General features: G+C 65.6%; 25 protein-coding genes. 14 read left to right on the top strand and 11 right to left on the bottom strand.

The genetic code is table 11. From position 1 onward, the window contains the following. Nucleotides 1–19: 19 nt before the first annotated feature. From uxaC to BMX67_RS07790, 5 genes are read right to left on the bottom strand one after another with little or no spacing between them, the layout of a single operon-like run. Nucleotides 20–1,432 carry a glucuronate isomerase gene (uxaC, locus tag BMX67_RS07770; protein WP_090733835.1) on the bottom strand — a complete coding sequence of 471 codons (1,413 nt, stop codon included), beginning with the start codon at nt 1,430–1,432 and terminating at the stop codon, nt 20–22. Beyond that, nucleotides 1,429–2,865, bottom strand: coding sequence for a mannitol dehydrogenase family protein (locus tag BMX67_RS07775; RefSeq protein WP_090733836.1), 1,437 nt, complete (start codon nt 2,863–2,865; stop codon nt 1,429–1,431). Before BMX67_RS07775 ends, uxaC begins: the two co-directional genes overlap by 4 nt. After that, a complete protein-coding gene (locus BMX67_RS07780; RefSeq protein ID WP_090733838.1) occupies nt 2,855–5,239 on the bottom strand; it encodes a glycoside hydrolase family 31 protein in 2,385 nt (794 codons plus the stop codon). The genes BMX67_RS07775 and BMX67_RS07780 overlap by 11 nt, the downstream gene beginning before the upstream one ends. 4 nt (nt 5,240–5,243) lie before the next feature. Then, the gene (locus BMX67_RS07785) at nt 5,244–6,545 is read right to left on the bottom strand and encodes a TRAP transporter large permease (RefSeq protein ID WP_022708471.1); all 1,302 of its coding nucleotides are present in this window, start codon (nt 6,543–6,545) and stop codon (nt 5,244–5,246) included. Then, a complete protein-coding gene (locus tag BMX67_RS07790; protein ID WP_090733839.1) occupies nt 6,542–7,069 on the bottom strand; it encodes a TRAP transporter small permease in 528 nt (175 codons plus the stop codon). The genes BMX67_RS07785 and BMX67_RS07790 overlap by 4 nt, the downstream gene beginning before the upstream one ends. Nucleotides 7,070–7,273: 204 nt before the next feature. Here BMX67_RS07790 and BMX67_RS07795 point away from each other — a divergent pair, with 204 nt between their 5' ends. The 5 genes from BMX67_RS07795 to yghX all read left to right on the top strand — a co-directional run bounded on the left by BMX67_RS07795 (nt 7,274) and on the right by yghX (nt 12,982). Beyond that, a complete protein-coding gene (locus tag BMX67_RS07795) occupies nt 7,274–8,254 on the top strand; it encodes a TRAP transporter substrate-binding protein (RefSeq protein ID WP_090733840.1) in 981 nt (326 codons plus the stop codon). Nucleotides 8,255–8,269: 15 nt separating this feature from the next. Further along, the gene (locus BMX67_RS07800; RefSeq protein ID WP_090733842.1) at nt 8,270–10,054 is read left to right on the top strand and encodes a glycoside hydrolase family 2 protein; all 1,785 of its coding nucleotides are present in this window, start codon (nt 8,270–8,272) and stop codon (nt 10,052–10,054) included. Continuing rightward, nucleotides 10,051–10,791: an FCD domain-containing protein gene (locus tag BMX67_RS07805; protein ID WP_090733843.1), complete on the top strand. Its 741-nt coding sequence runs from the start codon at nt 10,051–10,053 to the stop codon at nt 10,789–10,791. Before BMX67_RS07800 ends, BMX67_RS07805 begins: the two co-directional genes overlap by 4 nt. Before the next feature lie 19 nt (nt 10,792–10,810). Then, nucleotides 10,811–11,971, top strand: coding sequence for a mannonate dehydratase (gene uxuA / locus BMX67_RS07810; RefSeq protein ID WP_090733845.1), 1,161 nt, complete (start codon nt 10,811–10,813; stop codon nt 11,969–11,971). Between the two features lie 123 nt (nt 11,972–12,094). After that, nucleotides 12,095–12,982, top strand: a complete 888-nt coding sequence (yghX, locus tag BMX67_RS07815; protein ID WP_090734051.1) for a YghX family hydrolase — start codon at nt 12,095–12,097, stop codon at nt 12,980–12,982. Between the two features lie 16 nt (nt 12,983–12,998). Here the strand turns inward: yghX and BMX67_RS07820 are convergent, their stop codons facing one another. Genes BMX67_RS07820 through BMX67_RS07830 form a run of 3 tightly spaced genes read right to left on the bottom strand, consistent with a single transcriptional unit; the run spans nt 12,999 to nt 16,037 of the window. After that, nucleotides 12,999–14,141 (bottom strand): MlaD family protein, encoded by a 1,143-nt coding sequence (locus BMX67_RS07820; RefSeq protein ID WP_175479846.1) that lies wholly within the window; start codon nt 14,139–14,141, stop codon nt 12,999–13,001. 1 nt (nt 14,142) lies between these two features. Further along, entirely contained in the window at nt 14,143–14,919 is a 777-nt protein-coding gene (locus tag BMX67_RS07825) for an ABC transporter ATP-binding protein (RefSeq protein ID WP_090733848.1), read from the bottom strand. After that, nucleotides 14,916–16,037, bottom strand: coding sequence for an ABC transporter permease (locus BMX67_RS07830; RefSeq protein WP_090733849.1), 1,122 nt, complete (start codon nt 16,035–16,037; stop codon nt 14,916–14,918). The genes BMX67_RS07825 and BMX67_RS07830 overlap by 4 nt, the downstream gene beginning before the upstream one ends. Nucleotides 16,038–16,089: 52 nt before the next feature. Between BMX67_RS07830 and BMX67_RS07835 the strand changes: the two genes are divergently transcribed. From BMX67_RS07835 to BMX67_RS07845, 3 genes are all read left to right on the top strand, one after another. Then, the gene (locus tag BMX67_RS07835) at nt 16,090–16,437 is read left to right on the top strand and encodes a GNAT family N-acetyltransferase (protein ID WP_342707913.1); all 348 of its coding nucleotides are present in this window, start codon (nt 16,090–16,092) and stop codon (nt 16,435–16,437) included. A gap of 62 nt (nt 16,438–16,499) precedes the next feature. Then, the gene (locus BMX67_RS07840) at nt 16,500–17,003 is read left to right on the top strand and encodes a sigma-70 family RNA polymerase sigma factor (RefSeq protein WP_090733852.1); all 504 of its coding nucleotides are present in this window, start codon (nt 16,500–16,502) and stop codon (nt 17,001–17,003) included. A gap of 3 nt (nt 17,004–17,006) precedes the next feature. Further along, complete coding sequence (locus tag BMX67_RS07845) at nt 17,007–17,717, top strand: anti-sigma factor family protein (protein ID WP_090733853.1); 711 nt, start codon at nt 17,007–17,009, stop codon at nt 17,715–17,717. Nucleotides 17,718–17,853: 136 nt separating this feature from the next. Here the strand turns inward: BMX67_RS07845 and sorU are convergent, their stop codons facing one another. The 3 genes from sorU to BMX67_RS07860 form a co-directional block, all read right to left on the bottom strand. After that, nucleotides 17,854–18,192, bottom strand: coding sequence for a SorU family sulfite dehydrogenase c-type cytochrome subunit (sorU, locus tag BMX67_RS07850; RefSeq protein WP_090733855.1), 339 nt, complete (start codon nt 18,190–18,192; stop codon nt 17,854–17,856). A 57-nt stretch (nt 18,193–18,249) separates the two neighbouring features. After that, complete coding sequence (gene sorT / locus BMX67_RS07855; protein ID WP_090733856.1) at nt 18,250–19,434, bottom strand: SorT family sulfite dehydrogenase catalytic subunit; 1,185 nt, start codon at nt 19,432–19,434, stop codon at nt 18,250–18,252. Nucleotides 19,435–19,566: 132 nt separating this feature from the next. Next, nucleotides 19,567–20,187 (bottom strand): hypothetical protein, encoded by a 621-nt coding sequence (locus BMX67_RS07860; protein WP_139206467.1) that lies wholly within the window; start codon nt 20,185–20,187, stop codon nt 19,567–19,569. Between the two features lie 84 nt (nt 20,188–20,271). Here BMX67_RS07860 and BMX67_RS07865 point away from each other — a divergent pair, with 84 nt between their 5' ends. The 6 genes from BMX67_RS07865 (at nt 20,272) to BMX67_RS07885 (ending at nt 24,319) form a co-directional block, all read left to right on the top strand. Continuing rightward, complete coding sequence (locus BMX67_RS07865) at nt 20,272–20,526, top strand: hypothetical protein (RefSeq protein WP_090733859.1); 255 nt, start codon at nt 20,272–20,274, stop codon at nt 20,524–20,526. 65 nt (nt 20,527–20,591) lie between these two features. Then, the gene (locus BMX67_RS07870; protein ID WP_090733860.1) at nt 20,592–21,035 is read left to right on the top strand and encodes a hypothetical protein; all 444 of its coding nucleotides are present in this window, start codon (nt 20,592–20,594) and stop codon (nt 21,033–21,035) included. An 84-nt stretch (nt 21,036–21,119) separates the two neighbouring features. Next, on the top strand, nt 21,120–21,470 hold the full coding sequence (locus BMX67_RS19555; RefSeq protein ID WP_175479847.1) for a hypothetical protein: 351 nt from the start codon (nt 21,120–21,122) through the stop codon (nt 21,468–21,470). A 124-nt stretch (nt 21,471–21,594) separates the two neighbouring features. Next, on the top strand, nt 21,595–22,497 hold the full coding sequence (locus BMX67_RS07875; RefSeq protein ID WP_175479848.1) for a LysR family transcriptional regulator: 903 nt from the start codon (nt 21,595–21,597) through the stop codon (nt 22,495–22,497). A gap of 121 nt (nt 22,498–22,618) precedes the next feature. Further along, complete coding sequence (locus BMX67_RS07880; RefSeq protein WP_090733863.1) at nt 22,619–23,287, top strand: DUF4286 family protein; 669 nt, start codon at nt 22,619–22,621, stop codon at nt 23,285–23,287. A 72-nt stretch (nt 23,288–23,359) separates the two neighbouring features. Continuing rightward, the gene (locus BMX67_RS07885) at nt 23,360–24,319 is read left to right on the top strand and encodes a TRAP transporter substrate-binding protein (RefSeq protein ID WP_090733864.1); all 960 of its coding nucleotides are present in this window, start codon (nt 23,360–23,362) and stop codon (nt 24,317–24,319) included. Nucleotides 24,320–24,365 lie beyond the last annotated feature (46 nt).

Consider the following 24,365-nt stretch of genomic DNA (forward strand, 5'->3'; position numbering starts at 1 on the left):
CCCCGCGCCGCCATGAACCTCAGATGCGATCCGCAGGCAGAAAGCGCCGCGCGGCATTCCCCCAGCAGATGTCATGGACCAGCCTGTCCAGCGCGGCCCGATCGTTCGGCAGCAACCCGTCCTGCACCTGCCGTCCCAACATCCGGCACAGCAGGCGGCGGAAATATTCGTGCCGCGTGAAGGACAGGAAGGACCGGCTGTCGGTCAGCATTCCCAGGAAGGTCGAGATCAGCCCCATCTGCGCAAGATCGGTCATCTGACGCTCCATCCCGTCAAGCTGGTCGTTGAACCACCACGCGGTGCCGACCTGCACCTTGCCGGGGCGCGATCCGTCCTGGAAATTGCCCGCCGTCGTCGCCAGCACCGCGTTATGTGCGGGGTTCACCGAATACAGCACCATGTCCGGCAGCTGGTCGGTCCGGTCCAGCCGGTCCAGCAGCGCGTTCAGCGGCTGCGCGATGGCAAAGTCGTTCATCCCGTCCGCGCCCGCATCGCGGCCCACGCGGTCCAGCAGGCGCTGGCGGTTGTTGCGCAGGGGCGCAAGATGCAGCTGCATGACGATGCCGCGTTCGGCATAGGCGCGCCCCAACCCGACGAACAGGGCCGAGCGGATGGCGGCGGCCTCGTCCGGGGTCGGAGCCTCGCCCGCAAGGCGGCGGTTCAGCGCGGCGGTCAGCTGATCCTCGGACCATTCGGGGCCGGCCTCCAGCCGCTCGATGCCGTGATCGGCGGCGCGGCAGCCATGATCGACAAAGACGTCCAGCCGCTGGATCAGCGCCTGCAGAAGCGGCGCGAAGCCGTCGATCCGGATCCCCGTCAGCTCGGCCAGACGCGCGATCCACGGGGCAAAGCCCTCATCCTCGACCTTGAAGGCCGCATCGGGGCGGAAGCTGGGCGCGACGACAAGGTCGGGATCGCCCTGCATCGCGCGGTGATGGGCCAGGTCGTCCAGCGGATCGTCGGTCGTGCCGACAAAGCGCACCTTCATCTGCCGCAGCAGACCGCGCGCGCCGAAATCCGGCCCCGGCAGCGCCGCATTCGCGACATCCCAGACCCGGTCTGCGGTATCCGGCGACAGGACGGTGCCGTCCAGCCCGAAGAAGCGCCACAGCTCCAGATGCGACCAGTGGTGGACGGGGTTCATCACCAGCGCGGGCATGGCGCGGGCGAAGGCGTCGAATTTCTGGCGGTCGGTCGCGGGACCGGTGCACAGATCCTCGGGGATGCCGGCCCACCGCATGACGCGCCACTTGTAGTGGTCATGCGCCAGCCACAGCTGGCCCAGATTGTCCCAGTGGTGGTCCTGCGCGATCTCGGCCGGGGGAAGGTGGTTGTGGTAATCCACGATGGGCAGATCGGCCACAACATCGTGGTACATGCGTTGCGCTGCGGGCGTGTCCAGCAGGAAGTCGGGCCCCAGGAATTCGGTCATGCTGCCCCCATGGCGTTGGCGATGGCGGTGCGGGCGCCGGTCCGCACGATGTTCAGATAGGCGCTGGCGATGGGCGCGGCAAAGCGCGGATCGGCGGCCAGTTCCACCAGGAAGACCTGCGTCAGCGCCAGCATCGCGGTGACGTAATCGCCGCCATCCTGCGTGTCCGCGACCACCTGTGCCAGCCTGTCGGCCATCGGGTCGGCGGGCTTGCCGCCGCCTTCGACGGTCTGGCGGACCAGCCGCATCCAGCCCGCGATGGCCAGCGCGGTCAGCGGCCAGTCGCGATCCGCCGCCAGATGCGCCGCGGCGGGCGCGACAAGGCGCTGCGGCAGCTTGGCGCTGGTATCGGTGGCGATCTGGGCGGTGCGGTGCTGCAGCGTGCTGTTGCCGAAGCGCGCGATCAGCTGGTCGGCGTAATCCGCGATGTCCACGCCCGGCAGCGGGCGCAGCGTCGGGGCCTGCTCGGTCAGCATCAGGCGGCGGGCGGCATCGCGCAGCACCGGATCGTCCATGCAGTCGGACACCGTCTCGCATCCCGCAAGCTGGCCCAGGCAGGCCAGGAAGCTGTGGCTGCCGTTCAGCATCCGCAGCTTCATCTCCTCGAACGGGGCGACGTCCTGAACCATCTGCGCGCCCGCATCCTCGAATGCGGGGCGGCCTGCGGCAAAGTCGTCCTCGATCACCCATTGGCGGAAGGGTTCGGTCAGGATGCTGTTCGGATCGGCGCGGCCCGTGGCCTGCTCGATCAGGGCCAGCGCCTTGTCGTTCAGCGCGGGCACGATACGATCGACCATCGTGGCCGGAAAGCGGACATTCCCCTCGATCCAACCGGCCAGATCGGCGTCCAGCAGCCGCGCATAGTCCAGCACGGCGGCGCGGGCCAGCCGCCCGTTATGCGGAAGGTTGTCGCAGGACATCACGGTCAGCCCGCCCTGCCCCGCATCGCGGCGCGCGCGCAGGCCCGCGACAATGACGCCGATGGCGGTCCGGGGCGCATCGGGGTTCGCCAGATCGGCCTTGATGCCCGCGTGATCTGCGTCGAGGCCATCGCCCTTCAGCGCATAGCCCTTTTCGGTGATGGTCAGGGATATGATCGCCAGCGCGGGATCCGCGATCCGCCCCGTCACCGCCGCGATGCCGTCGCGCACCGGATGGACCGAACCCACCACCGCGCCAATGGGCCGCGCGACGATGCCCCGATCGTCGGCCTCCAGCACGTGATAGATGCCGTCCGCCGCGTCCAGCGCGTCCAGATCCTCGACGCCCGAATTCAGGCGGCAGGCGATGACGCCCCAATCGCCGCCATCCGCCAGCACCTGGTCCAGATAGACCAGCTGATGCGCGCGGGCGAAGGCGCCGAAACCGATATGCAGGATGCGCGGGCGCAGGCCCTGACGGTCATGCGCGGGGGCGAGGGTCTCAATCTGCATGGGGGATATCCTCGAACGCGATGCGGGTGACGGGCTGGCCGTTCACGCGCATGGGGCGGGTTTCGGCATCGGGCAGCGACAGGTCCAGCGCGGGCCAGAAGGGACGGAACGGGCCGCGGGCGGTGATCGTCACATCGATCACATCCGCATCGGCGCGGGTTTCGATCAGCAGGCGGCAGTTGTTGCCCGCCAGCGCGTCGGCCGAGACGCCGTCATCTTCATACAGCATCGTCCGGTCGCTGAAATCGCCCGGCGCGGGGAACAGCGCGATGCGGCGGGTCGTGTCGGCCTCCGGCTTGGCGCGGGCGCAGCCCCGGGACAGGGGCAGCGCGGCACCGGCACGCACGAACAGCGGCATGCTGCCCAGATCGACGGGCTGTTCGATCACCTGGCCGCCCGTGTGGAAGGTGCCGGTGTGGAAATCCCACCAGCCGCTGCCATTGTCGGGCAGGTACAGGCTGCGGGTCGCGGCGCCTTCCTCGATCACGGTGGCGACCAGCAGGTCGCGGCCCAGCATGAACTCGTCGCATTCCGCGCGGCAGGCGGGATCGGCCTCGAACTCGGCCACGGTCGGGCGCAGGATCGGCTGGTGGTCCTGCACGGCCTGCCATGTCAGCGTGTAAAGATAGGGGATCAGCTGCCCCCGCAGCGCCAGCGCCGCGCGGATATGGGGCAGGATCTCGGGATACATCCAGGGCTCGTTGACGGTCGCGTCGTCGTTCCAGCTGTGGATGGTGAAGCGCGGATGGAAGATGCCGTTCTGGACCCAGCGCAGGAACAGCTCGGGCCCCGGGCGCGGCCCCGAGAAGCCGCCCACGTCATGGCCGATGTTGAAGATCCCCGACATGGACAGGCCCAGCCCCATGCGGTTGTTGTAGCGCAGCGTCTTCCAGTCGGTGCGGTTGTCGCCCGTCCAGGTCTGGGCATAGCGCTGGATCCCCGGCGCGCCCGAACGGCTGATCAGGTAGGGGCGCAGATGCGGCGCATGTTCGGCCTGCGCATCGCGCGAGGCCCGCGTCATCAGCACTGGCTGCAGCGGGCGGATCAGCGCGACGTCGATCGGGTCGCCGAAGCCGTGGCATCGCGCGGCGCGGTCCCAGATCTCGTATTCGTTGTTGTCGTTCCAGGTGGACCCGATGCCGTGCTCCAGCAGCTGGGTGGTCACGTTGGCCTTCCACCAGTCGATGGTCGCGGGGTTGGTGAAGTCCAGATGCGACCCCTCGTCGTCCCAGAAGACCGAGATCTCGGGCCGGTCGGCCTCGCTGTCGCGGATGAACAGGCCCGCCGAGGCGGCCTCGGCATAACGCGGGTGATCATGCAGCATGCAGGGCTTGATATTGGCGATCAGGTGCAGGTCCGCATCCGCGAAGCGCGCGGTCATCGCGTCGATGTCGGGGAACTTGTCGGTGTTCCAGTTGAAGACATAGCGCTTCGGCCCGATCGAGGTATAGCCCGACGACATCTGGAAGCTGTCGCAGGGCAGCGCGTGTTCGGTGATCCGGTCGAGGAACCCCTGCACCTGCGCCTGCGCGTCCGGCGCGTCGGTATAGCTCATGGTCGACCCGGAATATCCAAGCGCCCAACGCGGCATGAAGGCGGTGCCGCCCGTCAGCCATGCCTGCCTGCGCGTCAGCCCCGCCAGATCGGGCGACCAGGCCATGTAGTAATCCAGGTCCCCGTCCTCGGCCCGATAGGCGCGATAGGGGGCGTGGTAGTTGTCCAGCTCGTTCCCCAGGTCGAACCAGCAGCAGGCAAGGTTGTCGTAGAAGACCGAGAACGACCCCGCATCCGGCGTGCGGGTCAGCGTGACGGGGATGTGCTTGTACAGCGGATCGGTGCGTTCCGCGTCATAGCCCATCGCGTCGAGGTTGCGCATCTCGAACCGGCGGCCCGAGCGTTCCAGATCGCCCGACTTCTCGCCCAGGCCATAGACCAGCTCGCCCGGGTTGCGGCGCAGGAAATGGCTGTGGGCGTGGTCGCGGACGCCGGCCATATAGGCCCCGGTCGTGCGGTCGGCGGCGAATACGCGCCACTCGTCCCCGACCTTCGCCTGCCAGACCAGCTGCAGCGGGCGCAGCACCTGCAGCCGCAGCGTGCCGGTGTCGATCACCAGCCCCCGATCCGTGTCCGACAGGTCGAAATCGGGGCAGGCAAAGCCCGACAGATCGTCGCGCGAACGTCCCTCGAACGGCACGTCGCCATCGGGGGCCACCGACCAGCTGCGGTCCAGCCGCCAGCCGTCCTGCCCCGTCAGCGACACGCGGATCAGTTCGCGGTCCAGCACGGCGATGCGCAACTGGCGGCCGCCATCGGTCAGCAGGGTGACGGTGGCGCCGTCGCGCCCCTGCAGGGTCCAGTCCTTGAGGGTCTTCATGATCTTAACCGTAGCTTACAAGCCAGCGCGGCAGCGTCAGGCTGATTTCGGGGATGAAGGTCACCGCCAGCAGCAGGACGATCATCGCGGCATAGAGCGGCAGCATCGGGCGGATCACCCGCTGGATCGGCACGCCCGCGACCGAGCAGCCGACGAACAGCGCCGACCCCACCGGCGGCGTGCAGATGCCGATGGACAGGTTCAGCGTCATCATGATGCCGAAATGGACCGGGTCCATGCCCAGATCCTGCACCACCGGATAGAAGATCGGCGTGAAGATCAGCAGCGCGGGGGTCATGTCCATGAAGGTGCCGACGACCAGCAGCGCCGCGTTGATGATCAGCAGGATCACGATCGGGTTGTCCGACAGCGCCAGCAGCCAGTCCGACAGCGCGAAGGGGATGTCGCCATAGGCCATGGCCCGCGACATCGCGATGGATGTCCCGATCATCAGCAGCACGATGGTCGTGGTGATCGCGCTTTCCAGGAAGATGCGCGGCAGGTCCGACAGCTTCAGTTCCCGGTACCACACCAGCGCCAGGAACAGCGAATAGAGGACGGCGACGGCGGATGCCTCGGTCGCGGTGAAGATGCCCGCGATGATGCCGCCCATGATGACCACGATCAGCCCAAGCGGCAGGATCGCGTCCAGCGTGCGATGACGCACCTCGGCCATGCTGGGGCGCGGGGCCAGCGGGTATCCGCGCTTCTTGGCGATGATGCCCGCGACGACCATCAGCGACAGGCCCAGCAGGATGCCCGGCAGGTAACCCGCCACGAACAGCGCCGAGATCGAGGTCCCCCCGGTGATCAGCGAGAAGACGATCAGCGTGGTCGAGGGCGGGATCAGCAGGCCCGTCGGGCTGGAGGCGATGTTGACCGCCGCCGAATAGGCCGGATCGTAGCCCTCCTTGCGCTGAAGGGGTGCCATGACGCCCCCCACGGCGGCGGCCGATGCCACCGCCGAGCCCGAGATCGCGCCGAACATCATGTTCGCGATGACGTTGCAATGCGCCAGCGCGCCCGGCAGGCGACCGCCAAGGACCTTGGCGAACTCGATCAGGCGCAGGGCGATGCCGCCGCGGTTCATGATGTTGCCCGCAAGGATGAAGAACGGGATCGCCAGCAGGGTGAAGCTGTCCAGCCCCGACACCATCTGCTGGGCCACGATGAAGATCGTCTGGTCCAGCGACATGAACAGCAGGAAGGTCAGCGCGGCGGAAATGCCGATGGAAAAGGCGATGGGCACGCCCAGCACCATCATCGCGGCAAAGCTGCCGAACAGGACGATTGCGGCGGAATTCATCGCTGGCTCTCCTTCGGGTCGGCCGATTGGGCCAGGATTTCATCGGCAGGCGACAGGATGTGCCGGCCCTTGGCAATGCGGGCCAGGTTGCCCGCCGCATAGGCCGTGATGATCGCGCCCGCGACCGGCACCGCACCATAGACCCACCCCATCGGTAGCCGCAGCGCAGGCGAGATCTGACCCGAGGCCAGCGTCTTGCTGACCAGTTGCCAGCCGCCCCAGATCATCACGATCACGGCGAAGGCGGCGATCAGCAGCGTGATCGCCGCCTCGGTCGCCTGACGCCTGCCACCGATCTGCGATAAGGGCAGGAAATCGATCGCCAGATGGCGGCCCTGCCCATAGGTATAGGCGCCGCCCACAAGCGCCAGCCACATGAAGATGAAACGCGCCAATTCGTCCGTCACCGTCGATGGCGTGCCAAGGACATACCGGCTGATGACCTGCCAGCTGACGCAGATCAGCAGGACGGCAAAGGCCACGATGATGCCGCCACGCAGCACAAGATCCGCGACCCGCCTCATGCGGATATCCGGGGGCAAGGGGTTCCGTCGGTCATGCTGCGTGCTCCTCCCGCAGGTTCCTGATTGGGGCGGAAGATGACGCCAACCGACAAAGTGGTCAACCAATTTATTAAACTGGTTGACAATCAGGCAAATTGGCGGATCAAATCGCCGCACCACAATCTGGCGATTCAACGCCCCACGCATCTTTTCGGGAGGACACGAATGAAGATCGCGACCAAGCTTGCCGCAGGCACCGCGCTTGCGCTGCTGACCATGACCGCTGCCGCGCAGGCAAAGACCCTGCGCCTGAACCACAACAACCCGGAAGATCACCCGGTCCACATCTCGATGCAGAAGATGGCCGATGAGGTCGAAGAGGCCACCGGCGGCGATCTGAAGATCCGCATCTATGCCAACGGCCAGCTGGGCACCCAGCGCGAATCCACCGAGCAGGTGCAGAACTGCTCGTTGGACATGGCGCGGTCGAACGCGGCGGAACTGGAGGCCTTCGTGCCGTCCTATGCCGTCTTCAACCTGCCCTACATGTTCGCAAGCGAGGATCACTTCAACCAGGTGATCGCGGGCGATATCGGCAAGGAAATCCTTGATTCCGGCATCGAGAACGGCATCCGCGGGCTGGCCTACTATACCGAGGGCGCGCGGTCCTTCTATACCAACAAGGCGATCAACTCGCCCGCCGACCTAGAGGGCATGAAGATCCGCGTCCAGCCCAGCCCCTCGGCGGTGCGCATGGTCGAACTGCTGGGCGGCAACCCCACCCCCATCGGCTGGGGCGAGCTGTATTCCGCGCTGCAGCAGGGCGTCGTGGACGGGGCCGAGAACAACCCGACCGCGCTGACCACCGCCCGCCACGGCGAGGTCGCCAAGCACTTCTCGCTGGACGAACACACGCTGATCCCCTCGGTGGTGTTCATCTCGAACTGCGCATGGGACGGGCTGAGCACCGAAGAGCAGGAGGCCTTGGCCACCGCCGCGCACAACTCGATGCTGTCGCATACCGAAGCCTGGAAGCTGGCATCCGACGCCGCCATCGAAGAGGCGCAGGCCGAGATGGGCGTGGAGATCCACGAGGTGGACAAGGCCCCCTTCATCGAGGCCGTGCAGCCGATGTACCAAGAGGCCGAAGAGGCCAATCCCGAACTGGCCGGTCTGATCGAACAGATCCGCGCCTCGGCGCAGTAAGGGGACGGGGACGCCATGCTTGAACGTTCGGATCTGGCCGAAAACGCCTTGGCGGCCCTGCATGACGAAGCCTATGATCGCGCCTTCGACCGGCGCGATCTGACGGCGCAGGGCATGATCTTCATCGGCGGGCGCAAGGCGCAGTCGCTGGACGGGGACTGGAACTTCTGCGTCGATCTGCTGGATACCGGGCTGCGCCAGAAATGGTTCGCCATGCAGCCCGGCGATCCCGCCGACCGGATCGAGCCCTGGGATTATGACCCCCATATGGGCGAGACCGTGCCCGTCCCGTCCAACTGGCAGATGCTTCAGGACCGCTGGTATTTCTTCGAGGGCGGGTCGTGGTACACGCGTCCGCTGGATATCGAACCCGATCCGGACGGTCGGCTGTTCCTACGCATCGGGGCCGCCAGCTATGACTGCAAGGTGTTCCTGAACGGCGAATATCTGGGCAACCACCTCGGGGCCTCGACGCCGTTCTTCGTCGAACTGACGGATCACGTCCGCGAAGGGCGCAACTGGCTGATGCTGTTCGTGGACAACCGCCGCCGCCCCGACCGTCTGCCGATGCAGAACACCGACTGGTTCAACTATGGCGGCATCTACCGCGAGGTGTCGCTGTACCGGACCCCGCGCACCGTCATCCGCGACCTGTTCGTGACGCTGGCGCCGGGTCGCTATGACCTGATCCGCGCCGAGATCGAGGTCGAGGGCGCGACCGAGGCGCATCTGCGCATCGACGGCCTGGTCGACCGGACGATCCCGCTGACCGATGGCCGGGCCGTGATCGAGATCCCGGCCGAACCGCATCTGTGGTCCACCGACGACCCGCATCTGTACGATGTCGAACTGACCGCAGGCCCCGACCGCGTGACCGACCGCGTGGGTTTCCGCCAGATCGAACGCCGCGGGACCGAGATCCTGCTGAACGGCAGCCCGATCTGGCTGCGCGGCATCGCGGTCCACGAGGATGACGAGAAGCTGGGCAAGCTCACGAACCACGCCGACCTGACCCGCCGCTTCGACCACGCCAAGGCGCTGAACAGCAATTTCATGCGGCTGGCGCATTATCCCCATCACGAGGATGCCTCGCGCATGGCGGATGAACGCGGCATCCTGATCTGGGCCGAGATCCCGGTCTATTGGGCGATCGACTTTGCCAATCCGGCCACGCAGGCCGATGCACGCAACCAGCTGGCCGAACTGGTCCGCCGCGACCGCAACCGCGCATCGGTGGTGATCTGGTCCGTCGGCAACGAGAACCCCGATACCGACGCGCGGCTGGATTTCATGTCCGACCTTGCGGCGCTGGCCCGCAGGATGGACCCGACCCGCCTGATCGCGGCGGCCTGCCTGATCAACCACAACACCCTGAAGATCGAGGACAGGCTGGCCGAGCATCTCGATATCATCGGGATCAACGAATATTACGGCTGGTACGACGAGGATTTCGACGACCTGGAAAAGATCGGCCGCAATTCCGACCCCGACCGCCCCGTGGTGATCTCCGAGACCGGCGCGGATGCCGACATCACGCCGCAGGGTCCGAAGACCGGTCTGTTCTCCGAGGCCTATCAGGCCGAGATCTATCGCAAGCAGATCGCCACGCTGTCCAAGCTGGATTACGTCAAGGGCATGTCGCCTTGGATCCTCTATGATTTCCGGACCGAGCGGCGGCAGGGCATCTTTCAGCGCGGCTGGAACCGCAAGGGGCTGATCGCCGCCGACAAGACCACGCGCAAGCAGGCCTTCGGCATCCTTGCCGATTTCTATGCCCGCCGGGCCGAGGGCAAGGCATGAGCGGATCGCAGCAACGCCGTTACCAGGATGTCGCCGCAGAACTGCGCGACCTGATCCGGGCCGAGGGGCTGCGCCCGGGCGACCGCCTGCTGACCGAACGCCAGATCGCGCTGCGGCTGGACGTGGGGCGCAGTCTGGTGCGCGACGCGATCATCATGCTGGAGGTCGAGGGGCTGGTGCAGGTGCGCCAAGGGTCAGGCATCTACCTGAACGAGCCTGCGGGCGAGGCGACGGTCATCGACGACGATATCGGCCCGTTCGAGCTGCTGGAGGCGCGGATGGTGATCGAAAGCGCCGTCGCGGGCCTTGCCGCCGCCACCGTGACCAAGGCCGACATCACCGCCATGCGCGAGGCGCTGGACCAGGAGCGCCGCAATATCGAGGCAGGCACCGGCGATTATTCGGGCGACCAGCGCTTTCACCTGCTGATCGCCGAGGCGACGCAGAACGGCGTTCTGGTCCGCACGGTCACCGACCTGTGGGAACGGCGCGAACGCAGCCGGATGTGGGCACAGCTGCACAGCCGCATCTTCGACGACGCCTATCGCAACCGCTGGCTGGACGACCACCAGGAAATCTTGGACGCCCTGCGCGCCCGCGACAGCCAGCGCGCCCGCAACGCCATGAGCGACCATATCGGCAATGTCAGCGCGACACTGATGCAATTGTCCGATCCCGACGATCCGTCCTTCGACGGGTATCTATTCTCGACCGCACGCGCCCGGCAGGCGCTTTGAAGATTACGGAGAACAGGAAGTGAAGCAGACTTGGCGTTGGTTCGGGCCGAACGATGCGGTGACGCTGGCCGATATCCGGCAGGCAGGGGCGACGGGCATCGTGACCGCGCTGCACCACCTGCCGAACGGCGCCGTCTGGTCCGTGGACGAGATCATGGCCCGCAAGCGCCTGATCGAGGAAGCCGGCCTGACCTGGGATGTCGTCGAAAGCATCCCGATCCACGAGGACATCAAGACCGCCGCCCCCGGCTGGCAGGCCCATGCCGATGCCTGGGCGCAATCGGTGCTGAACCTGGGCGAATGCGGCATCCGCACGGTGTGCTACAACTTCATGCCGGTGCTGGACTGGACGCGGACCTCGCTGGATCACGAATTGCCGGACGGGGCGCGCTGCCTGCGCTTCGACGCCGCCGATTTCGCGGTCTTCGACATCCATGTGCTGGAACGCCCCGGCGCGGATGCCGACCACCCCGCCGAAATCGTGGCCGAGGCCGCCCGCCGCGCACCCGGCATCGACCGCGATGCGCTGACCGGCACCATCCTGGCCGGGCTTCCGGGGTCCGAGGAAAGCTATACGCTGGACCAGTTCCGCGAGCGGCTGGCGACCTATGACGGGATCGACGCGGCCCGCCTGCGCGAAAACCTTGCGGCCTTCCTGCGCCATGTGCTGCCCGCCGCGAAACAGGCGAAGGTCGTGCTGGCGATCCATCCCGACGATCCGCCCCGCCCGCTGTTCGGCCTGCCGCGGATCGTCTCGACCGCCGCGGACATGGACTTCATCGCGGGCATCGACGAGAGCCACGCCAACGGCTTCACCTTCTGTACCGGCTCCTATGGCGTGCGGGCCGACAACGACCTGCCCGCCATGCTGGCGCGGCACGGCGACCGGGTCCATTTCCTACACCTGCGCGCGACGCTGCGCGAAGAGGACGGGCTGTCCTTCCACGAGGCCGCGCATCTGGAGGGCGACGTGGACATGGTCGCCATCGTCTCCGAGGCGCTGTCGATCCAGAAGGCGCGCGGGGTCGAACTGCCCTTCCGTCCCGATCACGGGCACCAGATCCTGGACGACCTGACCCGACAGGGTGGTGCGCCCGGATACCCGGCCATCGGGCGCCTGCGCGGCCTGGCCGAGATCAGGGGCATCATCCACGCGCTGTCCCGCAACCGGGCGGCCTGATCCGCGCGGCCCGCAAGAAATCGTGAACGCGGCGCGGGATTTTTCGCGCCGTGTTGGCGTAAAACGCCCTTAGGCTGATCGCATCCTTCCCGCCCACGCTGGCCTTTACCCGGAGAGATGCCGATGACCCGCATGACCGCCAAGGATTTCGATCAGGAACTTCTGGATCTTTATGATTTCTACGCCCATGGCCGGATCACCAAGCGCGAGTTTCTGGACCGCGCCGGAAAATTCGCGGTCGGCGGCGTGACCGCCATTGCGCTGTTGAACATGCTGAGCCCGGATTACGCGCTGGCTCAGCAGGTGTCGTTCAACGATCCCGAAATCCTGCCCGAATACATCACCTACCCTTCGCCCAACGGGACCGGCGATGTGCGCGGATATCTGGTCCGTCCTTCCGGGGTGGAAGGACCGCTGCCCGCCGTGCTGGTCATCCACGAAAATCGCGGTCTGAACCCCTATATCGAGGATGTGGCGCGCCGCCTTGCCAAGGCCGGGTTCATGGCGCTGGCGCCCGACGGGCTGACCTCGGTCGGCGGCTATCCCGGCAACGACGCCGAGGGACGCGAGCTGCAACAGACGGTCGACACGACTCAGCTGATGAACGACTTCTTCGCAGGTTTCGAACATCTGCTGACGCGCGAGGACAGCACCGGCAAGGTCGGCGCGGTCGGCTTTTGCTATGGCGGCGGGGTCGTGAACGCGCTGGCCGTCGCCTATCCCGAAATGTCGGCCGGCGTTTCCTTCTATGGCCGCCAGCCCGCGTCCGAGGATGTCGCAAAGATCCAGGCCCCGTTGATGATCCAGATGGGCGAACTGGACGAACGCATCAACGAAGGCTGGCCCGCCTTCGAAGAGGCGCTGCAGGCCAACGACAAGACCTATCAGGCCCATATCTACGAGGCGGCCAATCACGGTTTCCATAACGACAGCACACCGCGCTATGACAAGGAAAAGGCGGAACTGGCCTGGGATCGCACCATCGAATGGTTCGACACCTATCTGAAATAATGATGCGGGTGGTCGCCTAGCGGCCCAGCAACAGCGAATTGGGATTGCGCTGGATATCGCGTGCCGTCGCCCCGACCGCGGCGGCGGCCTTGGCGATTTCGCGGGTCATCTTGCGCAGATCCACCTGCAATGCGCCGCCATCGCCGAACGCCTGCGCGGCACGGGCGATATTGTCGGCGGCACGACCAAAGCGTGACAGCAGCGGCCCGATGCCGTTTTCCAGATCCTCGGCCGCATTGGCCACTGATTGCAGGCTGGCGTTCAGATTGGCAACGGTGCCGCTGTCCTGCATGTCGCGCAGCAGGGCCGAGGCCGCCTTCAGCGTTTCGGACAGGTTGCGGGGCAATTCGCCCGCATCCTCGCTGCCAAGCATCGCGCGCAGATCGCCGACCAGCCCCTGCGCCTCTTGCGACAGGCCGGCGTAATCGACATCGGAAAGCGCCGCGCCGGTCTGTTCGACCTGGCGGGCCGCGTCGGTCGCGGCATCCAGCGCGGTTTCAAGACGAGGGGCCAGGCCGTCGAACTGACCCGCGAATTCGTCCAGCGCCTCGGCCACGTCGCTGATCCCCGACACGGCATCGGAAATCGCGCTGATCGATTCCTCCAACTGCCCCGAGGCGCTGTCCACATTGCCCAGAATGCTGCCGACGTGATCGCGGTTCTCATCGCTGAGCAGGTCGTTCAGGCGGGTCGCGGCCTGCGACAGCTGATCGACCAGTTCCGGTCCGCTTTGCGTGATCGAATCCAGGACCGACCGACCCGCGATGATCCGCGGCTCGGGTTCGTCGCGCACCTCGCGCAGCAGCGGCGCACGCGGCGTGCCCGAAGAAATCGACAGGATCGACAGCCCCGTGATCCCTTGCGGCACCATGGTCGCGACGCTGCTGGTCCGCACCGGGGTGCCCTGTCGCAGTTCCAGCCGGACAAGGACCTGCCCGTTCTCCTCAAGGGAAAGATCGACGATCTGGCCCGTCGGCACGCCCGAAAACTGAACCTGCGTCCCCGCCGAAATGCCCGAGATTTCGGGAAACATCACCTGATAATACTCATACTGGCGGTTCGCCTCATGCCCGGCAAACCACATCAGCAGCCCCAGAAGCCCGACGAAACCGGCCAGGGTGAACGCGCCGATCAGCAGATAATTGGCCTTGGTTTCCATGCTAGTCGTCCTTTCGGGCCGTCTGTTCCATCGCGGCGCGGGCGCGTGGGCCATTGAAATATTCATGCACCCAGGGGTGGTCGATCCGGCGCAGCTGATCGATGCTGCCTGTGGCCAGAACCCGCTTTTCCGCCAGAACCGCAATCCGGTCGCAACAGGCGTGCAGCGTATCCAGATCATGCGTGACCAGAAACACCGTCAGCCCCAGCGTGTCGGTCAGCCCACGGATCAGGCGGTCGAATTCGGATGCCCCGATCGGGTCCAGACCGGCGGTCGGTTCATCCAGAAAGACCAGTTCCGGATCCAGCGCCAGCGCACGCGCCAGACCGGCGCGCTTGCGCATGCCGCCCGACAGCTCGGACGGGTATTTCCCGCCAGCATCCCAGGGCAGCCCCGCCATCGAGATTTTCAGATCGGCCAGTTCACTGCGGACCCCAGCCGGAAGATCCAGCCGTCGCATCGGCACCTCGACATTCTCGCGCACGGTCAGCGTCGAAAACAGCGCCCCATCCTGAAACATGACGCCCAGGGACCGCCCCAGCAACGCATGTTCGCGACCCGATGCGCGATGGACATCGATCCCCTTCACGGTGATCTGACCCGCCGCGGGCGTCAGCAGGCCGACGATGCTGCGCAACAGAACCGATTTCCCAGTGCCCGATCCCCCGACGATGCCCAGAATCTCGCCCCGCATCACATCCAGATCCAGCCCGTCATGGATGACCTTCGGCCCGAACTGGGTCCGGATGCCGCGCATGGTGATGATCGGATCGCTCATAGGCCGACCTGTGCGAAGAAGATGGAAAAGCCCGCATCCGCCACGATCACCGCAAAGATCGCCGCCACGACCGAGGCCGAGGTCATGCGCCCCAGCGATTCCGTGTCGCCACCGACCTGCATCCCGAAACGACAGCCGATGATCGCGATCAACATGCCAAAGACCGGGGCCTTCACCAGACCGACAAAGGCATGGGTGACATCCACGTTCTGCGACAGCCGCGCCACATAGATCGCGGGCGAGATGTCCAGCGCCGCCCATGCCATCACCCCGCCCCCGAACAGGCCCGCGATATCGCCGATCAGCGCAAGGATCGGCATCATCAGCGTCAGCGCCAGAACACGGGGCAGGATCAGGGTCTGGTCCGGGTCGATATCCAGCGTGCGCATGGCGTCGATCTCTTCGCGCATCTTCATCGCCCCCAGCGCGGCGGTGAAGGCCGCACCCGTACGCCCGGCCACGACAATGGCCGTCAGCAAGATCGCCAATTCGCGCAGGACCGCGATGCCGACCAGATCGATGGTAAAGATCTCGGCCCCGAAGGCGCGCAGCTGATAGGCCCCCTGATAGGCGATGACGACCCCGATCAGGAATGAAATCGTCACCACGATCGGCACCGCGTTCAGCCCCACCGCCTGACAATGATAGACCAGCGAGGTTAGCGGAAACTGCCTTGGATGGCGCAATGCGCGGGCAAGCGCCGCCAGGAAACGGCCCAGATATTCGACCAGCGCCAGAAGCGAGGCGATCGCCGCGCCGACATGGCGGCCCAGTTGTTCCACCGCGCCACGCAGGCTGCCACGGGGGGGACCGGTCTCCTTGGGCCTTTGCGGCCAGGATGCCGCGACCTGCCTTAGCAGCGGCTGCAGTTCTTGCGGCAATCCCGTGACCTTGCAGCCACCGCGCCGCGCCTTTTCCAGAAACCACGCACCTGCCGTATCCAGCGCCGTGACGGCGCTGGCATCTATGGTCGCCGCCGATCTGGTCATCGCCGGATCGGACAGCGCCTGCACGCGCAGCGGCCCGGACAGGATCAGGCACTCCCCCGTCAGGGTCGCGCTGAACCGTGGCGGGCTTGCACTGTCCGGGGATGGTTCGCCGGGTGTCGCAGGCTGCATGCGGCAATACTCCTTCCCCGTCTCGCCCTTCCGTGCATGATAGAGAACGGCGCTGACCACAAGAACCCGGCCGGGAAAGCCCGACGATCCCGGACCGGAACCCCCTGAGGATAGAGGAAAAATGTCCCAGATCCACCACGAAAAGGACGACAGCAAAGGCCGCTACTGGATGCAGGTCGACGGACATCTGGCCGAACTGACCTATTCCCGCGCGGGCGACAGCATGATCATCATCGATCATACCGATGTGCCGGACGCCCTGCGCGGTCAGGGCGTCGGTGTTCGGCTGGTTGAACGCGCGGTTGCGGATGCGCGGCAGAACGGCATCCGGATCCTGCCGCTATGTCCCTTTGCCAAGGCCCAGTTTCAGCGCCATCGCGACTGGCAGGACGTTCTGTAGACCCGCGCGCCGGGCCGGATTCCGGCTACTCTTGCGAAAGCCATTCGTGCTAACAGCCGAAAATGGCGCGCGAACGACTTCTTATGACCCTGTTGCCGGAGCTGCGCAGCTATGCGCTGTCGATCTGCCGCAAAGGCGACGAGGTCGATGATCTGGTACAGGATGCGATCGAGCGGGCCCTGCAATCGGGGACCCGCCCGCGCCAGCTTGCCGCATTGCGGCCCTGGATGTTCCGGGTCATCAGAAACCTGCACTACGATGAATTGCGTAAAACGCGCGTGCGCCGGGAATATTCCGCGCGTGAGAAACGTCTATCCGATGTCACGGCGATCCAATGGGGCACCGAATCCGACATCCAGATGCGGATGCTGTTCCAGCGCCTTCCGCCCGAGACACGCGAGATCCTGTTTTTGATCGATATCATGGAATTGAAATACCGCGAGGCTGCAGAAATCCTGGATGTACCCCAAGGCACCATCATGAGCCGGATCAGCCGCGCCCGCAGGGCGCTGCGCGATCTTGTCGAAGGCGTGGGAACACAGGACAGCACAGAGGATCAAGTTTAGGCCATGACCATTCTGACCGATCATGACTGGCAGGCACTGAACGCCTATCACGACGACGAAATGTCGGCGTCGGAACGTCGCCTGTTCGAACACCGCCTGCGGGCCGAACCCGCGCTTGCGGCAGAGCTGCGCGAATTGCAGGCGCTGTCGGGCCGGCTGCGAACGCTGCGCCCGGCGACGGCGACGGCAACTGTTTCGATGAACAGGCCCCGACGCGCGATGATCCGGACCGGCCTGACCGCATTGGCGGCCAGTGCCGCGCTTGCGGTTTTTCTGGGCCTTGGCAGCGGCACCGCACCCTCGGCCGCGTCGATTCACGCCCAATTCATCGCCGCCAGCCAGCCCGCATCCGGCACCACGCCGATCGCGGCGCCGGGTCAGGTCGACAGCGACTTTCCCGAACTGGGCGTTGCAGGGCTGGTGCATGTCGCCTCGTACAACAAGAACGGGATCAAGGCCGCGCATTACGCCGGGCCGAATGGCTGCCGGATCACCCTGCTGATGTCCGAATATCCGCTGACGGCACCCAGGGGTGCGGTGACCCGCGTGGCAGAATGGGATGCGGACGGGCGTCGCTTCATGGCCCTGTCCGAGGGGATGGATCAACGTCGTTTTGCGCTGATCGCCCGCTATCTTCAGGACCGGACCACGGGACGCCGCGACATGGCCGCCGATCTGCCCCGTGATTTCCTGCAAAGCCGCAGCTGCGCTTGACACCGCCTTCTCCCAAAGGACAGGCCCGGACGATCTTGCGTCCGGGCCTGTCGGATGTTCCGCCGGGGCCCTTGCCCGCGCCCAGGGAGTGAAACGCGGCAAGTTCCGTCACGGGCGGAACGATGGCAAGCGGGGCTTACTGCGCCTCGCCGCCGGTCGCGGCAGCCACATATTGCGCGACGGTTTCGATATCCTCTTCGGACATCATGTCGGCAAAGGCCGGCATCACGCCGATACCACTGGTCACAGCGGCGCGCACCTGATCGGCGGTCGGTTTCAGGTCGTCCAGATTGGGACCGATCTCGCCCACGGCCTCGGCATCGCCAAGCGTGTGGCAGATCGCGCAATTCGGCTCGGCGCCCTCGACAAAGATCTGGCGACCTGCATCCAGATCCGTCCCCGCATGGGCGGCACCGGTGATCGAGGCCGCAAGAATGGCTGCGCCGCAGAACAGCGGCGACGTGAAGAACTTCATGGCTATCTCCGAAGGTGAAAACCGGGCGGCGCGAAAGCCGCCGACCGGTCAGGATAATCAGGCGACGGTCACGGTCACCGCATGGGCGCGCCAGCCGTTATGGCCGTAGGCGCGTTCATTCGGCTCGACCGTTTCGGGCTGCGTGTCGCCGGCCGCATTGGTGGCACGGCTGGCCAGAACGTGATCGCCCGCAGGCAGATCGACGCCAAGAACGAAGGGACGCCAGGCATATTCGCCCAGATCGGGGCCGATGAAGCTGGCTTCGGTCCAGGTCTCGCCACCGTCGATCGACACTTCGATCTTGCTGACGGCGCTGACACCGCCAAGGGCCACACCATGGATCTGCACCTTGCCGGTGGCCGCATCGGTCAGCGGGCCGGTGATCCAGGATTTGACGTTCATTTCGAACATCGAGGGCTGCGAGGGCGCACCCTTTTCGCCGACCGGACGGATCCGGTAGCCCGATTGCTGAATCTTGGCCGAGGATTCTTCGGCAGTGAAGGCCAGTTTCTTGACGTATTTGACGTTGTTGACGCCGTAATAGCCCGGAACGATCAACCGCAGCGGACCACCATGCGCCAGCGGGATCGGCTCGCCATTCATTTCCCAGGCCAGAATTGCCCGGTCCATGACCTCGGCCGGGACCGAACGCTCGACTTGGATGGTCTCGGCGGGGATGCCCTCGGGGATGACCTCGCCACCGGTTCCGGTCAGCCAGGGCAGGTCATCGCCGGCACCGCCCATCGCCTCGATCACCGTGCGAACCGGGACGCCGGTCCATGCGACATTGCCCGCCGCGCCGACGCCCCATTGGGTGCCGCTGGCCTCGTGATCAAAGAAGGCGCGGCCATTGCCCGAACATTGCAGCACGCATACGACGGTTTCGATGCCCATGGTCTTCAACTGGCCCAGGGTCATGCTGGTCGGGTTGGCGACGCCGCCGAATTCGATTTCCCACGCATCGCGATCCGCGACGATCTCGTCCGAAGGGGCGGGAAGGTTGTTGCGCACATAAAGGCTGTTGCTGGGGGTCAGCAGTTCGGCACCCTGCGCGGCGCGCTGCGTTTCCAGCGTTTCCTTGGTATGAACGATCACCGTGTCGGCGTTCTTCCAGGACACGTAATCGGGCAGCGCGGTCGCGTCGCCCTCTGCCAGCGCGGGCAGGCCGGTCGCGGCGCTGGTCACCACACCGGCGGTGCCGATCAGAAAATGCCGACGTTTCAGATTGGGTATGATCGTCATCTGTCTCTCCCTTGATTTTCAGGAAAGCATGTCACGCCGAACTGCCTTCCGTGTGGGGTAGACGTGCGGTGCCGCATTTCTATTCCAACGCAGCGTAAAAATTTCTCGGATGGCGGGTAAGCGACCCAAGGCTCAGGAAACCCTGCGGCGACGGAAGTCATCCTTCAGCTGTGCCTCGATCGATTTGCGGGCATGGCGACCGCGGATCTGCCGTGCATATAGCTGTTCTGCCTGCAGGACGGGTTCATCATCGTCCTGCAGAACCCGAAAGCTGCGCTCGGCGGCGACGATCCCGGCATTCGCGGCGGTCAGGGCCGCCACGGTGATCCGCAAGCTGGCGAAATCGCCGATATCGCTGATCTGGTCCGAACGCGCCTGCGCCCGTTCCAGCAGATCGCTGATCCGCCCCGCATCGACATGATCGCCGCTGTTCAGCGGCATCTGCAACGTCACCCTGCCATCCCCTGTGTCACCCTCGTCAAAGCGATCCACGATCGAGACCGTGACCTTATCCTGATCCCGACAACAGGTCAGCAGGATATCCAGGACATAGATCGGCTCGAACCCCAGATTGCTGACGAAAAGATGGCCCGATACGCGCCGCGGCCCGCCAAGGGTTATCAGGATCTCGCTGCGCCGCTGGCGACGAAATCCCGACACCATGATATGCAGATAGACCAGCCAGACCAGCGCCGTGATCACCCCGACGCCTGCCTGAACCACGCTGCTGTGCTGACCGATCCAGTCCAGCATCCCTTCCTCCTGCCGATTGATCCGCGGAACCAACGCGCGGCGTGCCGGATTGATCCGCATGGACCATGCCCAGGGGAAACCGCCATGACACAAAGCCGCGCAACCGATGCCCCGATGATCGCGGGACGACGCCTGATCCAGCATCTTGCCACGATATTGACCGCCGACCAGATCGCCGATCTGGACGATTGGCTGGCCAGCCGCAGCAATCTGCATGACGGGCAAGAGGATCCCGGCGCGGTCATCGCCGACGGGCTTGATCTGGAACTGGCCGTTGCGCTGTCCTTTGGCCGTCTGGGCGAGGCGTTGCAGCAGGCGGTTGCCGCGAACAAAGGTTAAACCGCGGAACCCAGCGCCCGCCGCCTTGGTTAAGCTGTCAAAACCAGTCAGATCGGAGACCAAAGATGGAAAGCGATCACGCGACGCCTTCGGATCAGGCGCAGGGCCGCCTTGACCGTATCAAGGAACATGCCAAGGACCGTCTTGGCGAGGCCCGCGACGAAATCACCCGCGAGTTCAGCGAACGCGAAGCCGAGTTGCGCGACGATATCGCCGATCGCGTGGACAAGGTATCGGGCGCATTGCATTCGGCGGCCGAGGATATCAACGAACGCACCGCCGCCAAGGCCGCGCATTACACCGCCCGCAATGTCGGACAGGCCTCGGCCCTGTTGCGCGATCAGGATCTGGGCGACGTGGCCCGCGACCTAGGTCGCTTTGCCCGTGCGAACCCCGCCAGCTTTATCGCGGGGGCGACACTTCTGGGCTTTGCCGCCGCAAGGTTCGTGATGGCCGGATCGCGGATCCACAACGACCTGCCCGGAGGTTCCCATGTTCGTCGCCCTTAACCTTCTGGCCTTGTCCCTACTCGCGATCAGCCTGACCCTGCGGGCGCATCGCCCCGCGCCGGCCCCCATCCAGCAGAGGCAGACATGACCTTCAAGACAACAACCGACCCCCGGCCTGCGGATCTGCGCCAACGTGCCCGCCAGTGGCGCGAAGACGGCCAGCGCGCCGCACATGATGCCGCCCGCAACGCGCGTCGCTACACCGAACAAGGTTTCGACAAGGCGCCACTGGTCTTTGGGGCACTTGCCTTCGGGATCGGCGCGGGGATCGCCGCGCTGCTGCCGCGCACGCGTCAGGAACGTGCCTATCTTGGCCGCTACAGTGACCGCCTTTATGACGAGGTCAGCGCGATCTACCACGAGGAACGCGCCAAGCTGGCAGCGGCAGCCGATCACGCCGCGACGCAGGCCAGGGCGGCAATGCGCGACGAATGACCGCCAGAAAGGGTCGCGCCTGTCGCGGCCTTCTTTCGATCCCGCCCGTCTTCTGAATTGCCCCGACCCGCCCCAGCCTTTAGGACCGTCAGATGCGTTTCAGGCGGCATGGGGCGGGAAAAAGGTGAATATTCGATTTCTGGAAACCTTCGTGACCGTCGCCGGCCTTGGCAGTTTTCGCGCCGCGGCCGAGCAGTTGAACATCTCGCAGGCGACCGTATCCAGCCGCATCTCGGCGCTTGAAACGGAATTGGGCGTGAATCTGTTCGACCGGGAATTCCATGCCACCCGCATCACCGTCGCGGGCGCACTGATCCTGGACAAGGCGCAGGATATTCTGGCGACCGAACGCAAGCTGCGGCTGACGCTCTCCGATCCCGGCAAGGCCGCCGGGCGTGTGCGGCTGGGGCTTGTGACCTCGATCGTTCATACATGGTTCTGTGACCTGATGGAAGAGATCGCCCGCTGCTATCCCCGGCTGGAGATGGAGCTGACGATCGAGCCGACATCGAATATCGCCGTCACCTTCGATCGCGGCGGTCTGGACATGCTGCTGACGACACAGGAAACGCAGGGCGAACAGATCGCCTGTGTCGAACTGCCGCCGTTGCCGATGGGCTGGTTCGGCCCTGCGGGGATGCGCGACGAGGCGTTGACCCTTGCCGATATCATCACCGGCCCGCTGATCACCTTCACCCGCAATTCGCGCCCACATGCCAATATCGTGGCGCTGTTTTCCGAACAGGGGCTGCGGCCGTCGATGGTGCATTGCGTCACCTCGATCTCGGCGATTGCGCGGCTGACCGAACGCGGGCTTGGCGTGGCGACCCTGCCGCGCGGCTGCGATCTGGCCGGGCCGGGCCTGTGCGAATTGCAGGTCGATGCCCGCCTGCCCGACCTGCCGCTGTTTTGCGTCTGGCGACGAAATTCCGATGCCGCCATCTACGAGGCCATTGCCGATCTGGCCCGAACCTGCGCCGAGGCGCATCGCACAGCCTCACTTTCCAAAGCTAAAACAGAAACTTAGGAAAACCCGATCGCCCCCTGACGGAAATTCCCGTTTGCGTGAACCGACCGCCTTGGCGCAGCTTTGCGCAAACGCAATCGACGCGGCGGCCCGTCCGCCCGTCCCGCAGGCAGGACGTGACATGAGCAAGATCCACTCCACCACCGAAGCGCAACTGTTCGTCTGGAGCGACGTGGACCCCGACCACGAAAGCGATTTCAACCTGTGGTACGATCGCGAACACATGGAAGAGCGCGTCCGCATCGAAGGCTTTACCGGTGCGCGCCGCTATCGCGCGGTGTCGGGATCGGCGCGGCGCTACCTTGCGCTGTATCGCGCAAGCGCGCTGAGCGATTTCACCTCGGCGGCCTACAAGCAGGCGTTCCAGCACCAGACGCAGTGGTCGGTCACGAACTTCACCCGCATGTCGAACACCCGCCGCCGCGTGATGCAGGTCGCGCTGGAAGGCGGCTTCGGCTGGGGATCGGCCGTCGCGATGGTCGAACTGGCCCCCGGCGCGGTCGATCAGGACGCGATCCGCGACCAGATGGAGGCGCTGATGGCGGTCGAGGGCGTGCTGCGCGTCCACTACATGGTCCCCGACGAAACCCTTTCGACGCCCCTGCCCTCGGAACAGACTGAAGGCCGCGTCCTTGCGCCCTGCCTTGTCGTCGATGTCACCACCGAACCCGTGGCCGAGGCGACCCTGCGCCAGATGACCGAACGCTTCGAGGGCGCGATCCGCGAGGCACAGACCTTTACCTTGCTGTGGTCGCTGGACGAGCACGACCTGCCGGCCCTGACCGACTGACAATGCCCGGCACGGGGGCGCAGACCCCCGGCCTTTCAATCACAAGATCCGACCAACAGGAGTTTACGCATCATGAAACGCTTTCTTCTTGGCACCACCTTCGCTGTTTTCGGCGCCGGTCTGGCACAGGCCGAAACCTGGCAGATGTCGGCGGACGCGCCGGACGGCAACTACCTGACCCAGAACATCCGCGCCTTCGCCGATGACGTCGCCCGCCTGACCGAGGGCGAGCTGGAGATCGAGGTCGTCTCGAACTCGGTCCTGCTGAAGCGCCCGGAACTGAAGCGCGGCGTGCAGCGCGGCATCGTGCCCATCGGCGAGGTGCTGATCTCGGCGCTTGGGAACGAGGACGCGGCCTATTCGGCGGATGCCGTGCCGCTGCTGGCCACCACCTTCGACGAGGCGAAGGCCCTGTGGGACGCATCGCGCCCGATCTACGAGGAGAAGCTGGCCGAGGAAGGCCTGGTCCTGCTCTATGCCGCGCCCTGGCCGCCGCAGGGGATCTACATGAACAGCGAGGTCACCGACGCCTCGTCCTTCGACGGCGTGAAGTTCCGCGCCTACAACCCCTCGACCGCGCGGCTGGCCGAGCTGCTGGGTGCCGTGCCCGCGACCATCGCCACGGCCGAGATCTCGCAGGCCTTCTCGACCGGGGTCATCAACGGGATGATCACCTCGCCCTCGACCGGGGTGGACAGCCAGGCGTGGGATTTCGTCTCGCATTACTATGACGTGCAGGCCTTCATCCCGAAGAACATGGTCATCGTGAACCAGCGGTCCTTCGACGGGCTGGACGAGGGCGTCCAGGGCGCGCTGCGCGAGGCCGCCGACCTGGCCGAGACCCGCGGCTGGGAGATGGCCGAGACCGCCACCACCGAGGCCACGCAGACCATGGCCGATAACGGCATGCAGGTCCTGCCCACCCCCGAAGGCCTTGCGACCGATTTCGAGGCCATCGCCGAGACCATGCGCGCCGAGTGGCTGGAACAGGCGGGCGAGGATGGCCAGACCATCGTCGACGGCCTGAACTGAGGCCCCGCACCCGCGATCCCGCCCACGGGGTCGCGGGCATCCTGCC

It is taken from the genome of Paracoccus homiensis, from assembly GCF_900111675.1.
Lineage (GTDB): Bacteria > Pseudomonadota > Alphaproteobacteria > Rhodobacterales > Rhodobacteraceae > Paracoccus > Paracoccus homiensis.

Excerpts from the sequence above, each read along its gene's own strand:
- BMX67_RS07790 (WP_090733839.1), bottom strand. The coding sequence starts at position 7,069 with ATGAGGCGGGTCGCGGATCTTGTGCTGCGTGGCGGCATCATCGTGGCC.
- BMX67_RS07830 (WP_090733849.1), bottom strand. The coding sequence starts at position 16,037 with ATGCAGCCTGCGACACCCGGCGAACCATCCCCGGACAGTGCAAGCCCG.
- yghX (WP_090734051.1), top strand. The coding sequence starts at position 12,095 with ATGACCCGCATGACCGCCAAGGATTTCGATCAGGAACTTCTGGATCTT.
- BMX67_RS07795 (WP_090733840.1), top strand. The coding sequence starts at position 7,274 with ATGAAGATCGCGACCAAGCTTGCCGCAGGCACCGCGCTTGCGCTGCTG.
- BMX67_RS07870 (WP_090733860.1), top strand. The coding sequence starts at position 20,592 with ATGGAAAGCGATCACGCGACGCCTTCGGATCAGGCGCAGGGCCGCCTT.
- BMX67_RS07865 (WP_090733859.1), top strand. The coding sequence starts at position 20,272 with ATGACACAAAGCCGCGCAACCGATGCCCCGATGATCGCGGGACGACGC.
- BMX67_RS19555 (WP_175479847.1), top strand. The coding sequence starts at position 21,120 with ATGACCTTCAAGACAACAACCGACCCCCGGCCTGCGGATCTGCGCCAA.
- BMX67_RS07880 (WP_090733863.1), top strand. The coding sequence starts at position 22,619 with ATGAGCAAGATCCACTCCACCACCGAAGCGCAACTGTTCGTCTGGAGC.
- BMX67_RS07885 (WP_090733864.1), top strand. The coding sequence starts at position 23,360 with ATGAAACGCTTTCTTCTTGGCACCACCTTCGCTGTTTTCGGCGCCGGT.
- BMX67_RS07780 (WP_090733838.1), bottom strand. The coding sequence starts at position 5,239 with ATGAAGACCCTCAAGGACTGGACCCTGCAGGGGCGCGACGGCGCCACC.
- BMX67_RS07820 (WP_175479846.1), bottom strand. The coding sequence starts at position 14,141 with ATGGAAACCAAGGCCAATTATCTGCTGATCGGCGCGTTCACCCTGGCC.
- BMX67_RS07845 (WP_090733853.1), top strand. The coding sequence starts at position 17,007 with ATGACCATTCTGACCGATCATGACTGGCAGGCACTGAACGCCTATCAC.
- sorT (WP_090733856.1), bottom strand. The coding sequence starts at position 19,434 with ATGACGATCATACCCAATCTGAAACGTCGGCATTTTCTGATCGGCACC.
- BMX67_RS07785 (WP_022708471.1), bottom strand. The coding sequence starts at position 6,545 with ATGAATTCCGCCGCAATCGTCCTGTTCGGCAGCTTTGCCGCGATGATG.
- BMX67_RS07800 (WP_090733842.1), top strand. The coding sequence starts at position 8,270 with ATGCTTGAACGTTCGGATCTGGCCGAAAACGCCTTGGCGGCCCTGCAT.
- sorU (WP_090733855.1), bottom strand. The coding sequence starts at position 18,192 with ATGAAGTTCTTCACGTCGCCGCTGTTCTGCGGCGCAGCCATTCTTGCG.
- BMX67_RS07860 (WP_139206467.1), bottom strand. The coding sequence starts at position 20,187 with ATGCTGGACTGGATCGGTCAGCACAGCAGCGTGGTTCAGGCAGGCGTC.
- BMX67_RS07775 (WP_090733836.1), bottom strand. The coding sequence starts at position 2,865 with ATGCAGATTGAGACCCTCGCCCCCGCGCATGACCGTCAGGGCCTGCGC.
- BMX67_RS07840 (WP_090733852.1), top strand. The coding sequence starts at position 16,500 with ATGGCGCGCGAACGACTTCTTATGACCCTGTTGCCGGAGCTGCGCAGC.
- BMX67_RS07825 (WP_090733848.1), bottom strand. The coding sequence starts at position 14,919 with ATGAGCGATCCGATCATCACCATGCGCGGCATCCGGACCCAGTTCGGG.
- uxaC (WP_090733835.1), bottom strand. The coding sequence starts at position 1,432 with ATGACCGAATTCCTGGGGCCCGACTTCCTGCTGGACACGCCCGCAGCG.
- BMX67_RS07805 (WP_090733843.1), top strand. The coding sequence starts at position 10,051 with ATGAGCGGATCGCAGCAACGCCGTTACCAGGATGTCGCCGCAGAACTG.